3 protein-coding genes are annotated in these 1,761 nt (G+C 67.2%); all 3 read right to left on the reverse strand.

Going from position 1 to position 1,761, the window contains the following annotated elements; translation table 11 throughout:
* The coding region (zapE, locus tag VF662_RS15865) for a cell division protein ZapE (RefSeq protein WP_464142922.1) at window positions 1–887 on the reverse strand (887 nt) is incomplete at its 3' end.
* A complete protein-coding gene (locus VF662_RS15870; protein ID WP_464142923.1) occupies window positions 884–1,345 on the reverse strand; it encodes a PaaI family thioesterase in 462 nt (153 codons plus the stop codon). The genes VF662_RS15870 and zapE, both read right to left, overlap by 4 nt.
* A gap of 10 nt (window positions 1,346–1,355) precedes the next feature.
* Window positions 1,356–1,761 (reverse strand): 4Fe-4S dicluster domain-containing protein (locus VF662_RS15875; RefSeq protein WP_464142924.1); only part of this gene is annotated, 406 nt, incomplete at its 5' end.

Consider the following 1,761-nt stretch of genomic DNA (forward strand, 5'->3'; position numbering starts at 1 on the left):
CCGACGATGATGACGCTGTGGAAGCGGCGGGCGATCGCCAGATAATCCGGAGCCCCGCGCGCTTCTCCGCAGAGGCGCTTGAAGGAGAAGACGGCGACGCCCTTCAGGCTCTTCGGGACGTGGAGAGTGCGCCCGCCCTGCACCGGGATATCTTCGGAAGGAACGTTGGCGCGATCCTCCGGCGGGTAATCGGTGAGGCGGAAGAAGGCCTCGCTCAGCGCGCGGGTCGCCTCCGGCCCGTTCGGCACGTGCCAGGTCGGCATGCCGCCCAGCCGCTGCAGCCGGTAGTCGGTGGGTCCGTTCAGCGGCACCACATGGAGGCGCTGCTCGATGAGGTCGATGAATGGGAGGAAAAGCTCGCGGTTGAGGCCGCCCTTATAGAGGTCCTGCGGCGGCCGGTTGGACGTGGTGACGACGGTGACGCCGTTTTCCAGCAGCTGGCCGAACAGCCGCGACAGGATCATGGCGTCGGCGCTGTTGTTGATCACCATCTCGTCGAAGGCGAGCAGCCGGGCCTCGGCGGCGATGGCCTTGGCGACGGGCGGGATGGGATCGCCTTTTTCCTTGGCGCGCTCGACGCGGAGCCGCTCGTGCACCTCCAGCATGAATTCGTGGAAGTGGACCCGCCGCTTCGGCGACACGTCGATGCTCTGGAAGGCAAGATCCATCAGCATGGATTTGCCGCGCCCGACGCCGCCCCACATGTAGATGCCGCAGGGCCGCGGCCTAGTCTTGCCGGTGAGACGGGAGAGGAGGCCTTGCTTAGGCTTGGCAGCCAGCTCGCCTCCGAGCGTGTCGAGCACAGCGACTGCCGCGCGCTGGTCCTCATCCGGTGCCAGCTCTCCCGCGGCGAGCAGCTTCCGGTAGCAGTCGGCGACCGCGCTCACCTGCGCTCGCCGCCCTTGCGGATGGTGCCGGACCAGGAGGCGATCAGCGCGCCCTCCTGCTCGACGAGCCCGCGCATGAAGGCGAGGCGCCCGGTTTCGCGGAGCAATTCGACGCTGGTATCCAGCGGCCGCCCGAGCTGTGCGGGGCCGAGGAACTGCGCCGAAAGATCCAGCGTCACCGAGTAGGCGATGTCTACGCCCGCGACATGCCCGCCGGCGAACAGGGCCATGTCGATGAAGGTCAGGATCGCGCCGCCATGGACGATATTGCCGAGGTTGCTCTGAAGCGTCTCCGGGAACATCCGGCAGCGCGCGCGACCGGCGCCGTCCGGGCGGACCAGGAGCTTGCCCAGCGTCGCATTGTAGCGCTCCTCGCCCGACACGTCCCACGTCAGCCAGCCGGGATAGTCCGGGTCCGGCTCGTGGCGGATCAGCGGGTGCATGGTCGCGGCCGGCATGGAGGCCAGCTTAGACAGCCCGCTCCACCAGCAATTTCTTGGTCTCGGCGATCGCCTTGGCCGGATTGAGGCCCTTGGGGCACACGTTCGCGCAGTTCATGATTGTGTGGCAGCGATAGAGGCGGAACGGGTCCTCGAGCTCGTCGAGGCGCTCGCCGGTCATCTCGTCGCGGCTGTCGGCGAGCCAGCGATAGGCCTGGAGCAGGATTGCGGGGCCGAGGAAGCGATCGGAATTCCACCAATAGCTCGGGCAGGATGAGGAGCAGCAGGCGCAAAGGATGCACTCGTAGAGCCCGTCGAGCTTCGCCCGGTCTTCGGGCGACTGCAGGCGCTCCTTGCCCGAGGGATCGGGAGTGACCGTCTTCAGCCAGGGCTGGATCGAGGCATATTGCGCGAAGAAGTGCGTGAAATCGGGG

The organism is Allosphingosinicella sp., assembly GCF_036387215.1.
Taxonomy (GTDB): Bacteria; Pseudomonadota; Alphaproteobacteria; order Sphingomonadales; family Sphingomonadaceae; genus Allosphingosinicella.

Excerpts from the sequence above, each read along its gene's own strand:
- VF662_RS15870 (WP_464142923.1), bottom strand. The coding sequence starts at position 1,345 with ATGCCGGCCGCGACCATGCACCCGCTGATCCGCCACGAGCCGGACCCG.